This is a genomic window from Stenotrophomonas sp. 96582_Sma, from assembly GCF_056480905.1.
The window spans coordinates 1207809-1230912 of record NZ_CM151122.1 but is presented as its reverse complement, the minus strand read 5'-3'; the positions used below and the strand labels follow the sequence as shown (position 1 = coordinate 1230912).

The 23104-nt window shown below is 66.0% G+C and carries 18 protein-coding genes; 6 read left to right on the top strand and 12 right to left on the bottom strand.

The window, feature by feature from the left end; genetic code table 11:
* Positions 1-78: 78 nt before the first annotated feature.
* The 3 genes from ACZK2R_RS05630 to ACZK2R_RS05620 all read right to left on the bottom strand — a co-directional run bounded on the left by ACZK2R_RS05630 (position 79) and on the right by ACZK2R_RS05620 (position 4917).
* Positions 79-621 carry a DNA N-6-adenine-methyltransferase gene (locus ACZK2R_RS05630; RefSeq protein ID WP_478487795.1) on the bottom strand — a complete coding sequence of 181 codons (543 nt, stop codon included), beginning with the start codon at positions 619-621 and terminating at the stop codon, positions 79-81.
* Positions 622-941: 320 nt separating this feature from the next.
* On the bottom strand, positions 942-1946 hold the full coding sequence (locus ACZK2R_RS05625) for a 2-hydroxyacid dehydrogenase (protein ID WP_125895439.1): 1005 nt from the start codon (positions 1944-1946) through the stop codon (positions 942-944).
* 97 nt (positions 1947-2043) lie between these two features.
* The gene (locus tag ACZK2R_RS05620) at positions 2044-4917 is read right to left on the bottom strand and encodes an autotransporter domain-containing protein (protein WP_125895438.1); all 2874 of its coding nucleotides are present in this window, start codon (positions 4915-4917) and stop codon (positions 2044-2046) included.
* Positions 4918-5201: 284 nt separating this feature from the next.
* On the opposite strand from ACZK2R_RS05620, the gene ACZK2R_RS05615 reads away from it, so the two are divergent.
* The 5 genes from ACZK2R_RS05615 to ACZK2R_RS05595 are packed head-to-tail and all read left to right on the top strand — an operon-like array spanning position 5202 to position 11175.
* Positions 5202-5681, top strand: coding sequence for an RNA polymerase sigma factor (locus ACZK2R_RS05615; RefSeq protein ID WP_229301228.1), 480 nt, complete (start codon positions 5202-5204; stop codon positions 5679-5681).
* On the top strand, positions 5678-6646 hold the full coding sequence (locus tag ACZK2R_RS05610) for a FecR family protein (RefSeq protein WP_032127573.1): 969 nt from the start codon (positions 5678-5680) through the stop codon (positions 6644-6646). The genes ACZK2R_RS05615 and ACZK2R_RS05610 overlap by 4 nt, the downstream gene beginning before the upstream one ends.
* 11 nt (positions 6647-6657) lie before the next feature.
* Entirely contained in the window at positions 6658-9456 is a 2799-nt protein-coding gene (locus tag ACZK2R_RS05605) for a TonB-dependent receptor plug domain-containing protein (RefSeq protein WP_125895437.1), read from the top strand.
* 46 nt (positions 9457-9502) lie between these two features.
* Positions 9503-10459, top strand: coding sequence for a hypothetical protein (locus ACZK2R_RS05600; RefSeq protein WP_180838543.1), 957 nt, complete (start codon positions 9503-9505; stop codon positions 10457-10459).
* On the top strand, positions 10456-11175 hold the full coding sequence (locus tag ACZK2R_RS05595) for a hypothetical protein (protein WP_125895435.1): 720 nt from the start codon (positions 10456-10458) through the stop codon (positions 11173-11175). The genes ACZK2R_RS05600 and ACZK2R_RS05595 overlap by 4 nt, the downstream gene beginning before the upstream one ends.
* A gap of 83 nt (positions 11176-11258) precedes the next feature.
* Here the strand turns inward: ACZK2R_RS05595 and ACZK2R_RS05590 are convergent, their stop codons facing one another.
* The 7 genes from ACZK2R_RS05590 to murJ form a co-directional block, all read right to left on the bottom strand.
* Positions 11259-11924 (bottom strand): lysoplasmalogenase, encoded by a 666-nt coding sequence (locus ACZK2R_RS05590; protein ID WP_180838542.1) that lies wholly within the window; start codon positions 11922-11924, stop codon positions 11259-11261.
* Positions 11921-13804, bottom strand: a complete 1884-nt coding sequence (locus ACZK2R_RS05585; protein ID WP_180838541.1) for a M61 family metallopeptidase — start codon at positions 13802-13804, stop codon at positions 11921-11923. The genes ACZK2R_RS05590 and ACZK2R_RS05585 overlap by 4 nt, the downstream gene beginning before the upstream one ends.
* Before the next feature lie 243 nt (positions 13805-14047).
* Positions 14048-14998, bottom strand: a complete 951-nt coding sequence (gene ispH / locus ACZK2R_RS05580) for a 4-hydroxy-3-methylbut-2-enyl diphosphate reductase (RefSeq protein WP_019337505.1) — start codon at positions 14996-14998, stop codon at positions 14048-14050.
* 27 nt (positions 14999-15025) lie between these two features.
* On the bottom strand, positions 15026-15550 hold the full coding sequence (lspA, locus tag ACZK2R_RS05575) for a signal peptidase II (RefSeq protein ID WP_049424357.1): 525 nt from the start codon (positions 15548-15550) through the stop codon (positions 15026-15028).
* Entirely contained in the window at positions 15550-18381 is a 2832-nt protein-coding gene (ileS, locus tag ACZK2R_RS05570; RefSeq protein WP_125895432.1) for an isoleucine--tRNA ligase, read from the bottom strand. The genes lspA and ileS overlap by 1 nt, the downstream gene beginning before the upstream one ends.
* A complete protein-coding gene (locus ACZK2R_RS05565) occupies positions 18378-19325 on the bottom strand; it encodes a bifunctional riboflavin kinase/FAD synthetase (RefSeq protein WP_032127582.1) in 948 nt (315 codons plus the stop codon). Before ACZK2R_RS05565 ends, ileS begins: the two co-directional genes overlap by 4 nt.
* Positions 19326-19400: 75 nt before the next feature.
* A complete protein-coding gene (murJ, locus tag ACZK2R_RS05560) occupies positions 19401-21005 on the bottom strand; it encodes a murein biosynthesis integral membrane protein MurJ (protein ID WP_180838547.1) in 1605 nt (534 codons plus the stop codon).
* Between the two features lie 117 nt (positions 21006-21122).
* Between murJ and rpsT the strand changes: the two genes are divergently transcribed.
* Complete coding sequence (rpsT, locus tag ACZK2R_RS05555; protein WP_005408560.1) at positions 21123-21392, top strand: 30S ribosomal protein S20; 270 nt, start codon at positions 21123-21125, stop codon at positions 21390-21392.
* A 204-nt stretch (positions 21393-21596) separates the two neighbouring features.
* On the opposite strand, the gene cgtA is transcribed toward rpsT, so the two are convergent.
* Both cgtA and rpmA read right to left on the bottom strand, forming a co-directional pair.
* A complete protein-coding gene (cgtA, locus tag ACZK2R_RS05550) occupies positions 21597-22649 on the bottom strand; it encodes an Obg family GTPase CgtA (RefSeq protein ID WP_478487793.1) in 1053 nt (350 codons plus the stop codon).
* A gap of 177 nt (positions 22650-22826) precedes the next feature.
* Positions 22827-23090 (bottom strand): 50S ribosomal protein L27, encoded by a 264-nt coding sequence (gene rpmA, locus ACZK2R_RS05545; RefSeq protein WP_005415704.1) that lies wholly within the window; start codon positions 23088-23090, stop codon positions 22827-22829.
* Positions 23091-23104 lie beyond the last annotated feature (14 nt).

Genomic DNA, 23104 nt, shown 5'->3' with positions numbered 1-23104 from the left:
AAAAAAGGAAAAGGCCCCAGTAGCGGGGCCTTTCTAGTTCAACTGGCTCATCGCCAATTCCTTTTTTTCAGTGAAGCGTTAGAGATTCAGATCAAGGCTCATCTGACTCATCCGATTGAGCGACAAGAAGTGCCCTTCGATATCGCCGTTCCGCCAAGCTTTTTCCAATCGCTTTTCTGCCTTCTTGCCATAAGCAATAAAGACGGACCCGGCAGGAGATGCTTGCCCTTCGATGCCTTTCGAATTGCAGAACTTCAAACGGCCCTCGGTGAACAGAACGGCGCGGGCTTTTTCATGGTTGAAGACAAATCGATGCATCCATTGCGTATCGGTGCGCGCAAAGACCAGCGTGATGTTATTGCCATGCGTCGAGGCCTTTTCCATCCAAGCTTCCTGACCCCGGCCATACGGCGGGTTGTGCCAAGCGAACTTCTCTTTCGGCCAGGGCGTTTCCAGACCGTCATCCACAGGCGTCCACATCTCTTCTGCCGTCGCCCAGGGCATCCCCTCCGCAGGAGTGCAAGGATCAAGATCAAAAGGCCCCAGGGCTTCAATGATGCGCTTGGGGGTCAACCAGGTGGTGGTGGTTTCAACTGCGTTTGCGTAATTCGCTTTATTCATAAGTCTCCTTTTATTTCGCAAATCGGAATTGATCTGCGATGGAGAAATTAAAAGCTAATCGAGGGAAGTGGTCCACCAGATCTTTTGGCTGGGACGCTGGGACAAAGTTGGGACAATCTTTGCCGTTTTTTGCCGTTTTGCCCCGTCCCAGGAATGATCACTGGAACGGAGAATCAATGACTTAGGTGTCGTTTTGCTGAATCGCTGGTGAACAAAACAGGGCGTCTTGTCATTACGAATGCGCCGCTCTACCAACTGAGCTATTCCGGCGGAGCCCGCGATTTTACGGGCTGGGCGCCCCGGCGGTCAATCCATCCGGCTCAGCCCACCTCTACCCGGTTGGCGCACACCCGCCCGGCCGCGAAATCCTGCAGATTCCCCAGCGTGATCGCCGAGATCTCCTGCAGCGCCTCCACGGTGAAGAAGCCCTGGTGGCCGGTCACCAGCACATTCGGGAAGGTCATCAGGCGCTGGAAGGCCTCGTCGTCGATGATCTCGCCGGACAGGTCCTGGAAGAACAACGCGCTTTCCTGCTCGTACACGTCGATGGCCAGATGACCCAGCCGGCGCGACTTCAGCGCGCGGATCACCGCATGGGTATCGACCAGTGCGCCGCGCGACGTATTGACCAGCATCGCGCCCGGCTTCATCCGCGCCAGTGATGCATCATTGATCAGGTGATGAGTCTCAGGCGTCAGCGGGCAATGCAGCGACACGATGTCGGCACGCGCCAGCAGTTCATCCAGCCCGACCATTTCGCCGATACCGCCGAACGCGGGTGACGGATAAGGATCGTGCCCCAGCACGGTGCAGCCCATGCCGTTGAAGATGCGCGCGGTGGCCAGCCCGATCTTGCCGGTACCCACAATGCCGACCGTGCGCCCATGCAAGGTGCGCCCGAGCAGGCCATCCAGCATGAAGTTGCCCTCGCGCACGCGGTTGTAGGCGCGATGGGTCTGCCGGTTGAGGGTCATCACCAGCGCCAACGCATGCTCGGCCACCGCCTCCGGGGAATAGGCCGGTACGCGTGCGACGAACAGATCCAGCGCTTTCGCGGCTGCCAGGTCCACATTGTTGAAGCCGGCACAGCGCAGCAGTACGGCCCGCACGCCCATCGCATGCAGGGCGTGCAGCACCGGCGCATCCAGGCGGTCGTTGACGAACACGCATACGGCTGCGCAATCCTGCGCCAGCGCGGCCGTGTGCACGTCCAGCGCCACATCGAAGTACACGAACGCAAAGCCGTCCCCAGCCGCATCACGCTGGTTCGCCTCATCAAGGAAACGACGGTCGTAGGGACGGGCACTGAAGACGGCGATCTGCATGGACGGGCCTGGGTGGAATGGCAGACCGACCATACCGCAGCAGCACCCGCGTTGGGATGGCACCGGCGATGCCGTCATCGCCGGTGCCGGGCGTCACTTAGAACTTGTAGCCCAGGCCCAGCATCACGCCGTTCTGGATCTGCCCGTCGCGGCGCTCACCCACGTAATCGGCCATGATCGACAGCCGCTCGCTGGCACGGCTGGTCACACCCAGGTTCCAGGCCAGCACCTGCTCGCCCACCGCCTGGCTGCTGGCGCCGAACACCAGATCCGGTGCCGCGGCGAAGCCGGTGCTGTAGCGGGCCTGCGAATCGCCCAGTTCCTTCTGCCAGACCACCCGGGCGCGCGGGGTGATGCGCTCGCCGTTGTTGCCTTCGAAGGTCTTGAACAGCTGCAGGCCCGCACCCACGCGGATGCTCTCCAGGCTGCCGCTGCGGCCAACCAGCGCACCGGCGCCCTGCCCTTCGTTGAAGCGGGTGGCCGAGGTGCGCGCGTAGTCCACCACCGGCAGCAACGGCTGGATCACCAGGCCCTTGCCGGTCGTGAAGGAGAACGCATGTTCCACCCGTGCGGAGATCGCATCGTTGCTGTACTTGGCGCGCAGCGGCTGCTGCAGGCCATCGATGCCGTTGATGCTGCGACGCGTATCGTGGCGCAGATCGGTGTAGCGCACGGCCGCCGACAGATAGCCGCGCGCGTACGTCGCATCGAGGTAGCCGCCCACGTCCAGCGCACGCACGTCACCAGTGAAACCAGAGCCATCGCTGGCCTTGGTCGACATGTCTGCCGCGGCCACGCTGACGCCCAGGGTCACGCGGTCATCGGCCACGCGGGTATCGGCACCGACCACGATGCCACCGATGGTGTGGCTCAGGCCGGCCACGCCACCGTCGGCATCGAGGCGGCCATGGCTGGCGAAACCACGCGCCCAGATGCCATGGCTGCGTCCAGCATCAGCCCTGCCCGCAACGCTGCCCGACGCCGGCTCGACCAGGTGCATCGCCAGCTGGTTGAACAGGCTGCCATGGCGCATGCCCGGCTGGGAGGAGACCGACTGCGCCACCTGAGAGGCCAGGCCATCGGCATCACCGCCGCTGCGCATGGCCGACTGGTGCTGCTGCACGACGTTGCCGATGCTGCCCACCAGCGCGGTGTCGGCCAGTCGCAGGCTGGCGTGCGCATCACCGCGCAGAGCACCGGCCTGTTGTGCGATTACATCGCGGTCGGCGAACTGCAGTGCACCCAGCAGCGATCTCAGTCCCTTGTCCTGGCGATCGGAGGCGGTCGCCAGCGCGCGGCCCAGGCCGTCGCCGGACGTACCGTTGGCAAACAGGCCCAGCTGGTCAAAGCCGGGGTTGGCGGTCAGCCACAGGCCGTCGGCGGTCTGGTTGACGTTGAAGCTGAGCAGTGAATTGTGGCGCGGGCGGAACACTTCACCGGCAGTGATGCTGGCACTGTATCCGGCGTCCCCCAGCCGCACGACATCCTGGAAGCCCCCCTGGTAGATCGGCCCTTCCACCAGATCGCGGCGGTAGGCACCGGCATAGAAGCCCTGGGCCACATTCAACGCAAGGTGTGCGCCCTGCGCGATCACCAGCGCGCCCTCCTCGGTGCCGCCGTCGTAGAAGCTGCCGACGCGCAGGCGGCCACTGCCGGTACCACCGGCTTCGGTAACATCGAACAACACCTGGCCGCCGGGCATGATGTTGACGTAGCCGTGGGTCACCAGATCCCCACCGCGCGGCATCAGCGTGCCGAACACGCGCAGGCGGTTGAAGCCATCTTCGCGGTAGGACGGGCCGGTGCCATCCAGCAGCGCATCGCTGTCGGTGCCGACCGATGCGATATCACCGTGGCCAACCACGATGCTGCCCGGCATCACCCGCAGCTCGGGGGTGCGCAGCGCACCACCCTCCAGTGCGATGGTGCCGTTGTCCACCAGAATGAAATCGGCGCCGGTGGTTTCAGCGGTGCGCCAGGTGGCGCCATTGCTGACACGGATCACGCCGGCGGAGTTGGCCAGGGTCGAGGCATCCAGATCGGCCAGCCGCAGCTGGCCGCGCAGTTCATCCTGGAGGTCGGGGTCGGCGAGCAGCTGCTGCAACGACTGCGCGCCGATACCGTTCGCCCCCCGCGTGGAGAAGTTGTACAGGCTCACCGCATAGTTGATGTAGGTGCTGGCCCAGTCGGTGTTCCAGCGCGCGAAATCGTCGTCGACAAAGGCCTGCAGCTGGCGCGCGGTACGAAGGTAGCCCGGGTTGATGTCGCCGCTGACGTTGCTGGTGACACGAAGGGTGTCGCCCGGATCGCGATAGCCCGCCGTGTTGATGATGCTGTTGCTGCGGATGTCCTGGCCCGGGAATGACTCCAGCTTGCTCCCACTGCCATCCGGATCGAAGGTAACCGACGTACCCGTGGTACGCGCCGGGTCGCGGAATACCAGCAGGCCATTGGGCTGCACCACTTCATACATGGCCTTGTGCAACAGGCCCGCATCCATGCCACCGCCGTAGTTGCCTGTGTAGATCTGGGTCATGCGCGGCGACGGCGCATAGGTGATCCTGCCACCACTGCTGGCGGCATGGATCTGCACCGAGTCGACCATCGGCAGATCGCCGCCGAGGTAACGGTTGACGCCACCGGACTGCATGATCGAGCAGGACGAAATGCAGTGGCCGGACACGATGGTGTCCAGGCCCTGGGTACGGATCACCGCCTGCAGCCACTCGCCGGCAATCAGCGCGCCACCGTTGGACGTTCGCAGCACGACTTCGCGGATCGGACGGCCTTCAGCCTGCGCCTTGGCCAGCAGTGCGGGCAGCGCCACCACATCGGCGACGGTGACGCCGCCGCTGAGGAAGACGCGATCGTCCTGCACGTGATAACTCATTGCCATGACGTCATCCACCACGGATATGGCGGCAACGCCCATCAGCCCGGCCAGGGCCAGGCTCAACTTCGAATACTTCATGCGTTCTCTCTCCACCCGCAACACGCGGGTAGAACGATCAACGCCGCAGCGGGGCGATCTCCCCCAGTGGAACGGATCCTGAAAAATGAATACATTCACAATGAGGATTCGATCGATACACACTCTTCCCCATCCGGTCATCGTCGCGTAAAACTCGATGACGCATTCGCCACCGACAGTCGAGGCCAGCCCTGTCCACCCCGTCTCCCCTGATCCATCGCGCGCCGGAGCCGCCCGCACCTGCGGATGCCTTCATCGCGTTCGTACGCGAAGAGCGCGCACCGCTGTGCGCGTTCCTGCGCACGCGGGGGGTCGGGCCTGAGGATGCGGAGGATATCGCGCAGGACTGCATGGAGCGGCTGATCCGCTATCGCGCACAGGGCCCGGACGAACTGCGCCTGCTGCTGTATCGTATCGCCCGCAACCGCCTGGCAGACCGCGGCCGCTCGCCGCAGTCGCGGCCGCATCTGCCGCTGGCCGAACACGATGGCAGCGACGAACCGTCCAGTTCCTCGCCCGATCCATTGCGCCAGGCCGAGTCAGGGCAGATGCTGTCCCTGCTGCGGCAGGCCCTGTTCAAGCTGCCCGAACGCGCACGCGAGGTCTATCTGCTCAACCGCATCACCGGCATGAGCTACACGCAGATCGCGCGGCATTGTGGAATTACTGCCAAGACCGTGGAAAAACATATCGCCCGGGCCCTGCAGGGCCTGCGTCAGGAGTTGGGATCGGATCCGCTGCACAACGACAGGGACGGCCAATGAGTGGCACCCCGCACAGGGATGATGCACAGCTGTTTGAACGCGCCAGCGCCTGGGTAGCCCGCCTGGAAGCCCCGGACTGCACATCGGCCGAACGCGAAACGTTCGAGGACTGGCTGGCCGAAGATCCGGCCCACGTCAAAGCCTGGGTGCAGGCCGAAACCCTGTTCCAGCAGGGTGCGGAGCTTGCGGCTGACCCCTGGCTGCGCACCGCCGCGGCACGGGCGGCGCGTCCGCCGCGCCGGCGCTGGTTGCCGGGCGTGGCCGCTGCCGCCGGTGTCTGCATGGCGATCGGCATCGGCTGGATGGTTGCCGTCGACGGCAACCCGACGCCACAGGTCTACGCCAATGATTCGCACCAGGCACAGCAGCAGACGCTGGCCGATGGCAGCGTCGCCATGCTGGATGCCGGCACCACCCTCCGCGCCCGCTTCGGCTGGCGTCATCGTGATCTGGTGCTGGAGCGGGGTCGGCTGCAACTGCAGGTCGCTCCGTCGAACAAGGCGCTACAGCTGCACGCCGGCGGCAGTACGATCCGCGACATCGGCACGACCTTCCAGGTGGAACGCCTGCGCGACGGCCTGGTCGAGGTCGCACTGCTGGAAGGTGCCGTGGAAGTCAGCAACGGCGCAGCGCAGCACACGCTGGCACCCGGCCAACAGCTGCAGGTATTGCCCTCCGGCCGTATCCAGCCGGGCCCTGCCCTCTCGTCCAACGCAGCCGCTGAAGGCTGGCTGCGTGGGCAACTGGTGTTCGATGCCACGCCACTGTCGATCGTGGTCGAGCGCATGAACCGTTATGGCCGCACGCCACTGGTGATCGTCGATCCGGAGATCACCGACCTGGCTGTAAGCGGCACCTTCCGCGCCGGTGATGCACAGGAGCTGCTGTCGGCGCTGGAACTGGGTTGGTCCGTGGCTGGCCAGACGCGTCCGGATGGCGCGCTGGAACTGCGCCGCACCTACTGAGGAGACCGGCAGTGAAGGCAGGTCCGGGTGCGCTGCAGTGGGGGCTGCTCCGCGTCCTGCTATGCCTTGCACTGGGTGTTGCCGCACTACCGATGGCCGATGCCGGCGAGCCCGCCGGCACGCTGGAGATCGACGTGGGCGCCGGCCCACTGGTGCCGGCACTGCAGCAATGGGCCCGGCAGAGTGGCACCGCCCTGCTGTTCGACGCACGTGAACTGGATGATCTGCGCACCGGCGGCAGCCGTGGCCAACGCGATACCGGCGCCTCCCTGAAGCAGCTGGTCGCCGGCCTGCCGGTGAACATCCTGCGCACTTCATCCGGTGCCTTTGTCGTGCGGCGCGTCCATCCCGAGCCCCCTGCCACGCCGCCGAAAGCGGTCGCAGCCCCGCGCCTGCCGCGCCCGGCTCCCAAGTCCGCCGACACGCCACACCAGGTGGAACTGGCGCCCATCCATGTCACCGGCAGCCGGCTGCCGCGCTCTTCGGTGCAGACCACACTGCCGGTCACCACCATCGATCGCGACGATATCCTGCGCAGCGGCTACGGCAATCTGTTCGACCTGCTGCGGCACCTGCCCGGCATGAACGGCCATCCGGCCATGAGCACCTCGCGCGGCGGCGATTCGCAGTACCTGCCGGTGGGCGCAGCGGCCACCACCAGCCTCGACGGCATGGGCCCGCGGGCGACGCTGTTCCTGGTCAACGGCCGGCGCCTGCCGCGCTATCCGATGGTGTCGCTGGAACAGGGTGGGCTCACCGACCTCGGCGGCATTCCGCTGAGCTTCGTCGACCGCATCGAACTGGTACGCGGTGGTGCCTCGGCCATCTATGGGGCCGACGCCATGTCCGGCGTGGTCAACATCATCCTGCGTGACCAGGCCGATGGGCCCGAAGCCATGCTGCAGACCGGCCTGAGCAGCCGCGGCGATGCGGGCCAGTACCGCCTGCAGGCCGCCACGGGCGGCGCGCGTGGCAACGGGGACCGCTGGTTTGCCGGACTCGATCTGCACCGTGTCGAACATGTCGCCGGTGACCAGCGTGACTGGCACGCGGAAACCTCGCTGTATCCGATCGGCGCGATCTTCGGCAACTGGTACGTGCCCGCCCGGCGCTGCGAGCCGCCCCTGAAGCGGCGCGAGGATGGCTGCTGGTTTGACAGCGCGCGGCCGCGGTCGCTGCAGCCCGCCTCGGATACCGCGTCGGCCTTCCTGCACTACCGGCATGAACGTGGTGAGGGACGCTATGCCTATGTCGAGGCGCGGGCCAGTCACAACCGCCAGCGCTTCGATCTGGGCCCGACCGCCGTTGCGGTGGTCTCGCGCGGAATCACCTTCAACAGTGTGCTGCGTGAGGCCGGCAACGTGCGCCCCAGCGTCCGCGCCACCGATGCCGACCTTACCTTCGGCATCGGCCGCGACCAGGGCCGGCGCAGCTGGGAGGCGGGCATCAGCGCGCAGCGCAGCGACGTGACCTTGTCCACTGCAGGCACCGTGCGCACGACACGCCTGCTTGAAGCAACGCAGGCGCGCAGGTTCACTCCCGGTTTCGACGCGCCGCCGGCGGCCGAGGCGGACACGCTGTTTCCGTCCATCCGCAACCGCGGCAGCACCGCACAATGGCAGGGCTGGTGGGGCGTGCAGCGTGAGCTGATGGCAATGCCCGGCGGCAATGCGCAGCTGGCCACCGGCATCGACCTGCGCCATGAACGCTGGACCTCGCGCCCGGACGCACTGCTGAGCCAGGGCGACCTTGCGCTGGGCCTGCCACAGCAGCGACGCCGCCTGTCGCGACAAAGCAGTGGCGTCTACGCCGAGCTGGGCCTGCCGCTGGCCCCCACGCTGCGCGCGGACCTGGCTGCACGCTGGGACCGCGACGGCGGCTTCATGGCGTTCTCGCCTCGTGCCGGGCTGCGCTGGAGCCCTACGCCGCACTGGTCGTTCCTGCTGGCCAGCGGGCGCGGCTATCGTGCACCGAGCCTGTTCGAGCAACGGCGGCCGCCCGGCTACTTCGGCTCGATCACGCTTCCGGTGTCCAGTGCCCTTCCGGAATGTGCGATCGCCACGCGTGGTGGCGGCTGCAGCGTCACGGCCAACGTGGTTGAGAACGATGCACTGAAGGCCGAACGATCACGCAGCCATTCGCTGGCAGCCACGTGGACGCCCGACGACACGTTCTCGCTGTCGCTGACCCACAACATCGTGGAACTGCGCAACGAGATCCTCGCCCTGCAGCCGAGCGATGCGGTGTGGAACCGCAGCACGTGGGAACTGGATGAAGACGGCCACCTGGGCAGCCTGCGCCTGTCGTTCGACAACATCGGCCGCACCACCTCCCGCAACTGGGTGCTGCGTGGCGAGTACCGCATCGACAGCGGCAGCAACGGCCAATGGTTGTTTTCGCTCGATGCGCTGAAGCAGCAGGAACTGCTTCGCCGCCGTGACCATGAGGCCGCCGTGGACCTGCGTGGCCATGTGACACCCGAGCTGGCTGCGGTGTTGAACGTGCAATGGCAGAACAGCAACTGGGACATCGCGCTGCGCGGCAACCAGATCGGGCGCACGCGTGCCTGGCTGCCGGGGGCGGAGTGCCCGCAGAAGCAGGTCGACAGGAACCACTGCATGAACCCACGGCAGCTGCGCTGGAACCTGCACCTCGCACGCCGGCTGGGGCCGCGCATCGTTGCAGCGCTGGACGTGCACAACGTGCTGGACACGCAACCGGTGAACTATCTGGTCGGCAACGGCGGGCAGATGCCCGGGCTGGACGATCCGCTCGGCCGCTACTACCTGCTTACCCTGCAGTTCCGCTGAAGCGTAGTAATCTACGCGCCCTGTTCCACCGCGGTCCACTTCCCCCATGAAAGCCTATCTCTGGTTCTGGGGCGCGTTCCTGCTGTTCTTCGCGTTGCCTTTTCCCTGCATTCTCTATTTCGGCACTTCGTGGCCGGTGGCGCTGGTCGACCGCAGCGCACCGTGGCTGGCACTGTTGCTGCTCGCACTGTCGATGGTCCTGTGGCTGACGCTGCTGTTCGCCTTCCTGCACTACCTGTTGCTGGGGCCGCCACGCGCACTGCACCGGGTGCAGTCGATCCTGGCCGACGGTGAACCGCGCAGTGCGCTGATCGAACAGGCCGAACAGACCGGCGTGCAGGTGCGTGGGTTCGCGCAATGGAAACTGCAGTTGTCCTTCAAGAACCTGTCCGGTACGCCGGTCCGCGAACAGATGCTGGTGGTCGACAGCAAACCCCAGCTGCATCGCTTCGAGGCCGGCAGGCACATTGATGCACGCCTGGGGCGGACACCCGGGGCATTCCCCAACATCGTGCTGGACGGTGCCCAGCCCGAACTGAATGTCGCCAGCCTGTGGCGGCGCGGCATCGGTGCAGCACTCGGCATCGCCATCGTTGCCGCTGCCTATGTGTGGGCCTACCAGCTGCAGAGCGAGGGGCTGGGCTGGACCTTCCTGTCGTTCGGTCACCCGCTGCTGGTGTGCCCGCTGGTGCTGTGTGGCTATGCGCTGGGCCTGCGCCTGCTCGGCCGCCTGCTGCACGCCGATGCCCGCGGCGATGCACTGAAGTATCGCGGCATCGGCGTGGAGGCCAGGGTGTTGAAGGTGCGTCAGACCGGCACCTACCTCAACGAACAGCCACAGGTGGAGTTCCAGCTGGAATACATCGATCGCGAAGGCAACATGCAGCAGGCCCGCGTGCGCCGCTTCATCCCGCTGATTGAACTGGCCAACATCCCGCGCGAGCATGTGACGCTGCTGTACGACCCGGATGACCGCAGCAACGTGCGCCTGGAGGGAGTATGAAACAGCCGCCCTCAACCCGCACCGTGTTCCTGGTACTGCTGCTGGTTCTGGCGGGCGTGGCCGTTGCCGGAGGCGCCCTGCAGACCATCAGCGAAACGCTGGGGCATTCGGTACAGCCGGACCGGTTGCCTGCCTCCGTCTCGTCCCAGTCGCCGCGCGAGCAATCCGCATCGCTTGTGCCGTCCCCAGCGCCCTTCCCCGCCGCGGGCACCGCTGGAGCGCCCGAGCGCAACAACCGTCTGTTCGATGCGGACTACCTGCTGGCTGCCCGTCAGGCACTGGAGCAGATGCCAGCGCTGGCCGGCCAGCGGCTGACGGTCTTCCACAGCATCCACTTCTACGACGATGGCCGCATCAACCTCGATCTGGTCGATCCGCAACAGCCGGGCCACGTCGACAGCTATCACTTTGAACGTGGCCAATGGCGCAAGGGCAATCCGGTGAACCCGCAGCAGTTTGCGCCGACCATCAGCCTGCAGCGCAGCAGCACATCCCTGGCCAGCATCGATTTCGAGGCTGTGCCGCGCGTGGCGCAGGCGCTGCAGGAACAGCGCAATGCGCTGCAGAACCCCGCATCTGAAGTCGGCCACGTCTACGTGATCGTGCGCAAAGCCGGCAAGCTGGTATGGCTGCCGGACGAAGTCGCCGGTGACCGCGAATCCGTGCGCCTGCAGTTCGATGCGCAGGGCGCCCTGCGCGGCGTGAGCCGCCGGTAGGCCACACAAAAAAGGGGACGGAGGGGATTAAGTCGTATGTGCCTTGGTGCGGTTTGCGACTTAATCCCCTCCGTCCCCTTTTTCTATTTCACCGAGCGCGCGATGGCGTACTGCGCGGCGTAGTACGTGGACAGCACCAGCAGGCTGGCCAGCGGCAGGCCACCGGCGAAGCGGTCCCAGGCCAACAGTGAATCGCTGGCGACGAACAGCACGGCACCGGCAGCGGCCCAACGGGCACTGGCGGCCTCCATGGCGTCAGGCTGCGGGCGGCGCCACTGCCGTGCCAGGGCCAGCACCGCCATCGATGCCAGCACCACCACGTACGCCAGCACCGGAATACGCATCGGTGCGGGCAGGTGTGGCCACAGGCCCAGCACGTTGAGCACGGCAAACGCACCGAGCAGGACGCTGGCGCCGACCAGCCCACGCCCGGCACGCAGGCCTCCGCGGAAGGCGATGATGTAGCAGACATGCGCCAGCAGGAATGCGACCAGCCCCGGTACGAACGCATCCATTGGCAACATCAGCGCGATGTCACCCACGCACGACAGCAGCATGCCGGCCAGCACCGCGCGACGGTAGAACGGCTGCACCGGATCATGCACGCGCCAGACGATGGCAGCGATCAGCAGCGTGGTGGCCGGCTTGGCCAGCCAGTGCAGCCAACGCCCATCGCCGTGCAGGAATGCGCCCACGATGGCGAGGACCGCCATCAGCAGGATCACGCCATCGCGGGCACGCGGTTTCATCGCGCCTTCCACAGGTCCGCCAGGCGGTCAGGCTTGCCGGCGATGCGCTCCAGCACCGGGTACTGCAGGCCACCGTGGTAGGCGATGCTCATCGTTTCGATGCGGTCGAACTGCTTCACCAGCAATACGATCGGCGCCTTGTCCTTCGCCGCTGCCGCCACCGCATCCTTCAGCCGCTGGCTGCTGTATTCGCGCCCGCCAACCGCGATCACCTTCATGCCCGGTGCAAGACCGGCGTTGAACGCCGGACTGTCCCAGATCACGTCACCGACCGTGCCGCTGTCGAGCACGGTCGCACCCAGTGAGTACGCCAGCAACGCTGCCTTGGCGCGCTTTTCCTGCGCCTTGTAGGCGTCGTTCGGGGTATCGCGGTAAACCAGCTTCCAGCCCGCCAGTTCCAGGCCACCGGTCAACGAACCATGGCCATCCAGGCGCCCGCGCAGGAACGTCGCCCAGTCGTACGGCGCGATACCGTTCAAGGTCGCGACCACGTCATCAAAGGTGTACGGATTGACGTCCCAGTCGCCATTGCCGACGCCGAAGAACGCACGCGCGAAGTCGTCCAGACTGCGACGGTTGCCACTCAGCTCGCGCAGCTTGCCCTCCACTTCCAGCCACAGCATCTGGCCGCCGGAGTAGTAGTCCTCGCTCATCTGGTAGTTGCGGTAAGGCAACGTGCGGCGCTGGGCGATGGTCGGGTCGTTGGTGGTGTCCTGCAGCGGCCGCCAGGCCAGGCCCGGGCGACCACGGTCATAGGTCGCGGCCACGTTGGCCAGCATGTCGCGCGCCTGTGTGGTCGACCACAGGCCCGACCGCGCCGCCAGCACCTGGCCCCAGAACTGGGTCTGGCCCTCGTACACCCACAGCAGGCTGTCGCCCATCGGCACGTTGAAGTTGGCGGTGGCCAGATCGGCGCCGCGACGGTACTTCCCGTTCCACGAATGGGTGTACTCATGTGGCAGCAGGTCGCGCATCCACGCGTTGCTGTCCCACTCTGTGAAGTAGCCTGGATCGGCACTGTTCTCGCTGGAGCGGTGATGCTCCAGGCCGATGCCGCCGAGGCGGTCGGTCAACGCCAGCAGGAACTCATAGTGGTTGTAATGGCGCGCGCCATAGAGCTTGTCGGCCTGCTGCACCAGCGCGCGGTGCATCGTGATCTGCTCGTCACTCGGCTTCAGCGACTTGGCTTCGTCTGCAAACACATTGAGATGCACCGGCACCTTTGCGCCCGGATCGAGATCGATGCGCTGGTAGTGCTCGCCGGCGAACAAGGGCGAATCAACCAGATGGTCATACGAAATCGGCTTGAACACCACGGTGTCACCGTCGCGACGCGCGGTCTCCAGCGCGGTGGCGAACGACCAGCCCCTGGGCAGGGTCACGCTGGCCTGCGCCTGCAGCTGGCGCGCATCGACACCGGCCGGATACAGCGAGTTGGCGTTCCACTGCAGGTTGAGCATTTCCGGGGTCATCACCACCCGGCCCTGGCTGCCGCCCTGCGAGGACAGGAAATCGAAGTGGGCGACGATCTCGCTCACGCCCTCGGGCACGTTCACCTTGAACGCATAGACGTTGAACTGGTCACGCTGCCAGGCCAGCGGCTTGCCGTTGGCAGTCACGCGCAGCCCGGCCAGCTTGTCGATCGGGCCGGTCGGCGAATGGTTGCCGGGAATCCACTGCGGGTACAGCAGGGTCATCGGGCCGGGCTTGGCCGGCACCGTGGCAGTCACCTTGAAGATGCGCCGGGCCAGGTCACGCGCGTCCACATCGATGCGCAGCAAGCCGGGGGCCGCTGCGTTCGCCGGGGGCGAGGTCTGCGCCAGCGCAGGCGTGGCGGCCAGCGCGAACAGCAACGACATCGCCAAGGCTCGGGTCTTCATCGGACAGCTTCCAACAACGGAGAATCTTCCGATGCTAGGCCTGTAAAGTGCCCCGCCCCATGGCCAAAGGTCATGGGCGCGCGCCCATCCGTGCATGCCCAGAAGCGTGCGAACCAAGGTTCGCACCCACCTTGTGCTGGTTCGCACCCACCTTGTGCTGGTTTGCAGCCACCTTGTGCTGGTTTGCAGCCACCAGAGCAGTTTCAGTAGATCCACGCCATGCGTGGATGAGGCGCTTCCCGGTCAGTCGACCAGGCGCAGGCGCAGTTCCTTCGGCAGCGCGAACACCATCGATTCCGGTTCGCCGTCCAGCTCGCCCACGCCGCTGGCGCCCAGCTCGGCCAGGCGCGCCAGCACGCCATCGACCAGCACCTGCGGCGCCGAGGCACCTGCGGTCACGCCGATATGCTGCTTGCCTGCCACCCACGCCGGGTCGATCTCGTGCGCGCCGTCGATCAGGTACGACTCCACGCCCTCACGACGGGCCAGCTCGCTCAAGCGGTTGGAATTGGAACTGTTCGGCGAGCCGACCACCAGCACCAGGTCGCAGCGTTTGGCCAGATCGCGCACGGCGTCCTGGCGGTTCTGCGTGGCGTAGCAGATGTCGTCGTTCTTCGGGCCCTGCATCGCCGGGAAGCGCTCACGCAATGCATCGATGATGCCGCGCGTATCGTCCACCGACAGCGTGGTCTGGGTGGTATAGGCGAAGTTTTCCGGCTGGTTGATGTGCAGCGTGGCAACCTGCTCGACATCCTCGACCAGATAGATCTGGCCGGTGCCGGCTTCGCGGTTCCACTGGCCCATGGTGCCCTCCACTTCCGGGTGACCGGCGTGGCCGATCAGCACCACGTCACGGCCGGCACGGCAGTGGCGGGCGACTTCGAAGTGGACCTTGGTCACCAGCGGACAGGTGGCGTCGAACACCTTCAGGCCACGACGCTCGGCCTCCTGGCGCACGGCCTGGGACACGCCATGCGCGCTGAAAATGACCGTGTTGTTGTCCGGCACTTCATCGAGTTCCTCGACGAAGATCGCACCGCGCTGCTTCAGGTCGTCGACCACGAAGCGGTTGTGCACCACTTCATGGCGGACGTAGATGGGCGCGCCCAGCGTTTCGATCGCGCGCTTGACGATCTCGATCGCACGATCGACGCCGGCACAGAATCCACGCGGGTTGGCGAGCAGCACATCCATCAGTTCAGTCTCCCGGCAGCGGCCGGCTTACGGTTTCGGATTGGCATTATCCGCCTTTTTGGCGGACTTGCCGTCGAACAGGCCAAACAGGGCGATGCCGATGGCACCCACCACGATGGCCGAATCGGCGATGTTGAACGAGGGCCAGGTGTAGCTGCCCACGTACCACTGGATGAAGTCGACCACATGGCCATGCACCTGGCGGTCGATCACGTTGCCGATGGCGCCGCCGATGATCAGCGCGTACGGCACCGCGGCCTTCCAGTTGCCGCGGGCAGTGCTACGCAGCCACCAGGCCATCAGGCCGCTGATGACGATCGCCAACACGGTGAAGAAGTGTTTCTGCCAGCCACCGGCGTCGCTCAGGAAACTGAACGCGGCACCGGTGTTGTAGGTGCGGTACCAGTTCCAGAAGCCGTCGATGACCACCACCGGCTGGAACTCCGGCAGGCTCGACAACACCCAGGCCTTGGACCACTGGTCCAGGCCGATGATGGCGGCCGACAGCAGCAGCCAGACCAGGGCGTTCGGATGCGGACGGGGCGCGGCCATCAGAACCAGCTCCGCACTTCACCGGCGCCGGTGATGTTGCTCACGCAGCGACCGCACAGTTCCGGGTGGTCGGCGTTGCTGCCAACGTCGGCGCGGTGGTGCCAGCAGCGCACGCACTTGGCCTTGGTGGTCGGCTGGGCGCTGACGAACACCTCGTCGGTGGTCGCCGGGCGCACCTGCACGTCGCCACTGATGAACAGGAAACGCAGTTCATCGGCCAGCGGCTGCCACTTCGCGGCCTGCTCTTCGCTGGCGGCGATGGTGATTTCCGCTTCCAGCGCGGCACCGATCGCGCCGTTGGCACGCATCGGCTCGAGCACCTTGGCCACCTGCTCGCGCACGGCCAGCAGCTGGTCGAAGTCGGCGGCGTTGAGCTGGGCATCGGCCGGCAGCGGCGCCAGGCCGTCGTACCAGGTGGTGAACAGCACATGGCCGGCATGCTCGCCCGGCAGATAGCCCCACAGCTCGTCAGCGGTGAAGGTCAGGATCGGCGCCACCCAGCGGGTGAACGCTTCGGCGATGTGGTACATCGCGCTCTGTGCCGAACGGCGACCGTGCGAATCGGTCGGCATCGTGTACAGGCGGTCCTTGGTCACGTCCAGGTACAGCGAGCCCAGGTCCACGCTGCAGAAGTTCAGCAGCAGCTGCACGATCTCGGCCATGTTGTAGCCGTCGTAGGCCGCCTTGATCTTCTCCTGCAGCTCCCACGCGCGATGCACGATCCAGCGGTCCAGCGCGACCATCTGGTCGAGCGGCTGCAGGTGCTGGGCCGGATCGAAACCGTCCAGATTGCCGAGCAGGAAGCGTGCGGTGTTGCGCAGGCGACGGTAGGCGTCGGCGTTGCGCTTGAGGATCTCCTGCGACAGCGACATCTCGTTGCTGTAGTCGGCCGAGGCGATCCACAGGCGCAGGATGTCCGCGCCCAGCTTGTTCATGATGTCCTGCGGCTCGATGCCGTTGCCCAGCGACTTGGACATCTTGCGGCCGTGCTCGTCCACGGTGAAGCCGTGGGTCAGGCACTGCTTGTACGGCGCGCGCTTGTCGATCGCCACGCCGGTCAGCAGCGAGGACTGGAACCAGCCGCGGTGCTGGTCGGAACCTTCCAGGTACAGGTCGGCCGGCTTGCCGAAGCCACGCGCCGCAAGCACGCCTTCATGGGTCACGCCCGAGTCGAACCAGACGTCGAGGATGTCGGTGACCTTCTCGTAGTCGGCCGCTTCGGCGCCCAGCAGTTCGGCGGCATCCAGCGAATACCACACGTCGATGCCCTCGGCTTCGACGCGGTCGGCGACTTGCTGCATCAGCTCCACCGAACGCGGGTGGATCTCGCCGGTCTGGCGATGGGTGAACAGTGCGATCGGCACGCCCCAGGTGCGCTGGCGCGAGATGGTCCAGTCCGGACGACCGTCGACCATGCTCTGGATGCGCGCCTTGCCCCAGGTCGGGAACCAGCCGACGGTATCGATGGCGGCCAGCGCATCGTTGCGCAGGTTGGCCTTGTCCATCGAGATGAACCACTGCGGGGTGGCGCGGAACACCACCGGCGTCTTGTGGCGCCAGCAGTGCGGGTAGCTGTGGCGGATCGGGTGGAAGGCCAGCAGCGAACCGTTGTCGCGCAGCACGCCGACGATGGCCTCCTGCGCCTTCCACAGGTGCTGGCCAGCCAGCACCACGTCACCGGCCGGCGGGGTCGATTCCAGGTACACGCCACGGCCGTCGATCGGGGTCACCTGGCCGGCGTTGTACTTGTCCAGCAGGCCGTACTTCTGGCTGACCACGAAGTCTTCCTGGCCGTGGCCGGGGGCGGTGTGCACCGCACCGGTACCGTCCTCGTCGGAGACGTGCTCGCCGTTGAGCACCAGGATCTCGCGCTCCGGGTAGAACGGGTGCGCCAGCAGCTGGTTCTCCAGCGCGGCACCGGTGGTTTCACCGTGCAGCACCACGTTTTCGACGCCATAGCGCTGCAGCGCGCGCTCGGCCAGGGCCGCGGCCAGCACCAGCCAACGGCGCTTGCCGTTGTGCGCCGGGCCTTCGGCCAGCACGTAGTTGATCTCCGCGCCCAGCGACACCGCCAGCGAAGCCGGCAGCGTCCACGGGGTGGTGGTCCAGATCGGCACGGCCACTTCCACGTCAGCCGGCACGCTCACGCCGAACGCCTGGCCGATGGCCTGCGCATCGCGCGCGGCGTAGGCCACGTCGATCGCCGGCGATTCCTTTTCCTGGTATTCGATCTCGGCCTCGGCCAGCGCCGAGCCACAGTCGAAGCACCAGTACACCGGCTTGGCGCCACGCACCAGGTGGCCGTTGGCCACGACCTTGGCCAGCGCACGGATTTCGTTGGCTTCGAAGTCGAAGCTCAGGGTCTTGTACGGGTTGTCCCAGTCACCGGTCACGCCCAGGCGCTTGAAGTCCACGCGCTGGATGTTGATCTGCTCTTCGGCGAACTCGCGGCACTTCTGGCGGAATTCGACGGCGTCGAGCTTGGTGCCGACCTTGCCCCACTTCTTCTCGACCGCGATCTCGATCGGCAGGCCGTGGCAGTCCCAGCCCGGCACGTAGGGCGCGTCGAAGCCAGCCAGGTAGCGCGACTTGACGATGATGTCCTTCAGGATCTTGTTGACCGCGTGGCCGAGATGGATGCGGCCGTTGGCGTACGGCGGGCCGTCGTGCAGCACGAACAGCGGGCGGCCGGCGGCGTTGTCGCGCAGCTGCTGGTAGAGCCCCTGTTCTTCCCACCGCGCCAGAATGCCCGGCTCGCGCTTGGGCAGGTCGCCGCGCATCGGGAATTCGGTGGCTGGCAGGTTCAGGGTGGTCTTGTAGTCCTGGCTCACGCAGTGGCTCGCAATCTATGTTCGGAAAGGATGGCGCGCGCCTGTTCGGCATCGCGGTGCATCTGGTCGGTCAGTGCCGCCAGATCATTGAATTTCTCTTCGTCGCGCAGCTTGGCGACGAACTCCACGTCGATGTGGCGCCCGTACAGGTCGCCCTGGAAATCGAACAGATGGGCTTCCAGCAACGGCTCCACGCCGTCCACGGTCGGCCGCGTGCCGAAGCTGGACACCGACGGCCACGGCTGGTCGAACACGCCGTGCACCCAGGTTGCGTAGATGCCCGACAGCGCCGGCGTCTTCGGGAACCGCAGGTTGGCAGTGGGGAAGCCCAGCGTACGACCAAGCTGGCGGCCGCGCACCACCCGCCCGCTGATCGCGTACGGACGCCCGAGCAGGTCGCCGGCACGGGCGAAGTCGCCGTCCTGCAGCAACTGGCGGATGCGGGTACTGGAAATGCGCTCGCCATGCAGGTCGACCGCTTCGATCTCGCCGGCGCTGAAGCCGAGCTCGGCACCGAGCTGCTGCAACAGGGCCAGGTCGCCGCGACGGCGGTTGCCGAAACAGAACTCCGGCCCGATCCAGACCTCACGCGCACTCAGGCGATTGACCAGCAGCTGGCGCACGAAGGTCTCGGCCGGCATCGCCGCCATCGCCGCATCGAAACGCAGCAGACCGATCGCATCGACACCCAGCTCGCGCAGGATCTCGACCTTGCTGCGCGCCAGGGTCAGCCGCGGCGGCGGCGTGCCCTGGGCGAAGAATTCACGCGGCAGCGGCTCGAACGCCACGGCCACCGCGGCCACGCCCAAGGCGCGCGCGCGGGCAACCGCGTGGCGGACCAGCGCACGATGGCCCAGGTGGAGGCCGTCGAATGCACCGATACAGACCACGCTTCCGTTGGGGAACAGCTCCCCGCCCTCGACGCTTCTGAACAGCCTGCTCATCAACTCTCGTTCCGGCCCGACCGGGGCCGCTGCTTCAATGGTGTAACCCTGAAGTATAGCCGCCACGGGCCGCGATCAATGCCCACGCAGGTCGCGCGGGCGGAAGCCCATCGCCAGCATGGCCACCGCATAGGTCGCGCCACCGCCGCCGACCAGCAGCATCAGGCCACCGATACGGTGCCATTTGTCCATGACGGTGAAGTCGGGAACCCAATGCAGCAGGGCCAACAGCACGCCGACCATGGCCGCACAGGCCAGCAGCAGCCGCACCAGATAGCCGCCCCAGCCCGGCCGGCGCTGGTAGACATCGGTCTTGCCCAGCCAGTACCAGAGCAGGCCCAGGTTCAGGTAACTGGACAGTGCGCTGGCGATGCCCAGCGCCAGGTGCAGGCCCGGCTGCTTGCCGATGGCCGCCATCACGCCCTGCGCCTTCAGCTCGTCCGGCACCATGACCTGGTACAGCACGGCCAGCAGGGCGAAGTTGAACACCATGTTGGCCACCAGCGCGGCCACACCGGCACGGACCGGGGTCTTGGTGTCCTGGCGGGCATAGAACGCCGGCAGCACCACCTTCAGCAGGGCGAACGCCGGCAGGCCGAAACTCAGGCCGTACACCGACAGCGCGGTCATGCGGGTATCGAAGGCGGTGAACTGGCGGTACTGGAACAGAGTGGCGATCAGCGGCTCGGCCAGCAGCAGCAGGCCCAGCATGGCCGGCACCGAGATCAGCAGGGTCATCCGCAGGCCCCAGTCCAGCGAGCGCGAGAAGCCCTCGCGGTCGGTGCTCACATGATGACGGGCCAGCGCCGGCAGGATCACCGTACCCAGCGCCACGCCAAACACGCCCAGCGGCAGCTCCAGGAAGCGATCGGCCAGCGACAGCCAGGACTGCGAGCCGTCGGTCAGCTTGGCGGCGATGACGGTGTCCAGCAGCAGGTTGATCTGTGCCACCGAGGAACCGAACAGGGTCGGCACCATCAGCGTCATCACCTTGCGCACGCCCGGATGGCGCCAGCCCCAGCGCGGCAGGGTCAGCAGGTTGATGCCCTTCAGCGAGGGCAGCTGGAACAGCAGCTGCAGGATGCCGGCGGCGAGTACCGCCCAGCCCAGCGCCAGGATCTGTTTTTCCGGGGTGCCACCGAGCCGCGGCGCCAGCCATAGCGCACCGGCGATCATGCACAGGTTGAGGATGACCGGGGTCAGCGCCGGCATCGCGAAACGCTGGAAGCTGTTCAGCGCGCCACCGGCCAGCGCGGTCAACGAGACGAACAACAGGAACGGGAAGGTCAGGCGGAACAGGTCGACCAGCAGGGTCTGCTTGACCGGGTCGGTATCAGCACCACTCGAGAATGCGACCGCCAGCTGCGGCGCGAAGATCAGCGCCAGCGCGGTAACCAGCATCAGCACCCCACCCAGGGTGCCGGCGGTGCGGGCCATCAGTTCACGCAGCTCGGCATGGCTGCGGGTTTCCTTCACTTCCGTGAACACCGGCACGAAAGCGGTGGCGAAAGAGCCTTCGGCGAACAACCGGCGCAGGAAATTGGGTACCCTGAAGGCAACCCAGAACGCATCGGTAACCGCATTGGTGCCGAACGTGGTGGTGATCACCTGGTCACGGACAAGTCCGAGCACCCGCGAGACCATGGTCATGCTGCTGAACGACAGCAGGCCTCGCAACATCTTCGGTGAACTCACTCAGCGTCCCTCTTGACAATCGACTTGACGTGCATTTCTCGGGCCATCATACTAGCTAGCTTGCTGTTCCCATAACACCGATTTTTTCAGGAAACCACCACCGTGGCCAATATCAAGTCCGCCAAGAAGCGCGCCAAGCAGACCGTCGTGCGCAACGCGCGCAACGTGGCTCAGCGCTCGATGCTGCGCACCGCTGTCAAGAAAGTGATCAAGGCGCTGGACGCCAACGATGCCGCCGGCGCCGAAGCCGCCTTCGCCGTTGCCCAGCCGATCCTGGATCGCTTCAGCGCGCGTGGCCTGATCCACAAGAACAAGGCTGCTCGCCACAAGAGCCGCCTGAACGACCGCATCAAGGCCCTCAAGGCCGCCTGATCCGGCGTTGCCGCCCTGCCCCTTCGGGTAGGGCAGCAGACAAGAACCCGGCCCCGGCCGGGTTTTTTGTTGCCTGCGATCCACGCGATCCGGTAGTGCCGGCCGCTGGCCGGCAACCCCGAGGAATGCCGGCCAGCGGCCGGCACTAACGGAAAATGAAAAACCCGGCCGAAGCCGGGTTTTTCGCATGGAACCACAACAGCATTACTGCGCGTTGCGGGCTTCCAGCTCGTCTTCCTTCTGGCGATCGAAGAAGGCCATGATCCGGCTCATGATCGGGAAAGTACCTTCGCGGCCCAGCGCGGAGACCAGGAACCACGGCTCCTTCCAGCCCAGCTCGGCAACGATCTGTTCGGCCGCAGCCTTCGCTTCGTCTTCGAACATCAGGTCGGCCTTGTTCAGCACCAGCCAGCGCGGCTTCTGCAGCAGCTCCGGATCATGCTTTTCCAGTTCGCGCTCGATCGCGCGCACCTGCTCGACCGGGGAAATGCCTTCCACCCCGCCCTCCATCGGCGAGATGTCCACCAGGTGCAGCAGCAGGCGGGTGCGCTGCAGGTGGCGCAGGAACTGCGCACCCAGGCCGGCACCGTCGGCAGCGCCTTCGATCAGGCCGGGAATGTCGGCAATCACGAAGCTGCGGTAGTTCTCCACCTTCACCACACCCAGGTTCGGGTACAGCGTGGTGAACGGGTAATCGGCCACCTTCGGCGTCGCCGCCGAAACGGCACGGATCAGGGTGCTCTTGCCAGCGTTGGGGAAGCCCAGCAGGCCGACGTCGGCCAGCAGCTTCAGCTCCAGCTTCAGCGTGCGCTCTTCGCCCGGCTCGCCCGGCAGCGCCTGGCGCGGCGAGCGGTTGGTCGAGCTCTTGAAGTGCATGTTGCCGAGGCCACCACGACCGCCCTGCGCCACCAGCAGGCAATCACCATGCTGGGTCAGGTCGCCGATGATTTCATCGGTGGCGACGTTGATCACCACGGTGCCGACCGGCACGGTGATGGTCAGGTCTTCGCCGCCCTTGCCATAGGCCTGGCGGCCCATGCCGTTCTCGCCGCGCTGCGCCTTGAAGATGCGGTCATGGCGGAAGTCGACCAGGGTGTTCAGGTTCTCGTCGGCGCGGATGTACACGCTGCCGCCCGCACCGCCGTCGCCGCCGTCCGGGCCGCCGAGCGGAATGAACTTCTCGCGACGGAAGCCAATGCAGCCGTTGCCGCCGTTGCCGGCGAACACTTCGATTTCTGCTTCGTCTACCAGTTTCATTGTTTCGATGCCTGCGATGGGCGCGGCCTGCCAGCCGTCGCCTTGAATGTTATGCCAGCCGCTGGCCGGCAACTCGGCCTGGCCGGTCTTGCTTTCACTCTAACGAAAAGCCCCGCCGAAGCGGGGCTCTTCATGCAGCACCCCCATGCCGAGGCACGGGTGCCGGCGATGCCTGGATCAGGCGTCGGCCGAGACGATGCTGACGGTGCGGCGCTTCTTGGCGCCCTTGACCGAGAACTCCACCTTGCCGTCCACGAGGGCGAACAGGGTGTGGTCACGGCCCAGGCCAACGCCCGAACCCGGGTGGAACTGGGTGCCGCGCTGACGCACGATGATGTTGCCGGCTTCGATGGCCTGGCCGCCGAAGATCTTGACGCCCAGGTACTTCGGGTTGGAGTCGCGACCGTTGCGCGAGGAGCCTACGCCCTTTTTATGTGCCATGACTGCTTCTCCTG